The organism is Mesorhizobium sp. GbtcB19 (assembly GCF_019091085.1).
In the GTDB taxonomy this organism is placed as follows: Bacteria; Pseudomonadota; Alphaproteobacteria; order Rhizobiales; family Rhizobiaceae; genus Mesorhizobium.
Genome location: NZ_JAGXJY010000428.1, coordinates 1 through 243, shown reverse-complemented (window position 1 = coordinate 243; position 243 = coordinate 1). Strand labels below are relative to the sequence as shown.

The window sequence follows — 243 nt, the reverse complement described above, 5'->3', positions numbered from 1 at the left end:
AAGCCCGGCCCGCCCCTGTCGCTCGGATTTGAGCGAGAGCTCGGAATGTGCATCGACACGATGAAGGAGATGCCCCGGCGCGGCATCCGCGTCTGCATCGGCGGCGATTTCGGATTTGCCTGGACGCCGCAGGGCACCAACGCCAAGGACATCCAGACCTTCGCCGAGATGCCCGGCTCCTCTTCGATGGAGGCGATCCAGGCGGGCACCAAATATGGCGGCCAGATCATGGGCATGGGCGAC

The 243-nt window shown here is 65.0% G+C and carries 1 pseudogene; it reads left to right on the top strand.

Annotated elements, in window-relative coordinates:
• Nucleotides 1-45 precede the first annotated feature (45 nt).
• Nucleotides 46-243: pseudogene (locus KVT37_RS32655) on the top strand (amidohydrolase family protein); the annotation flags it as partial.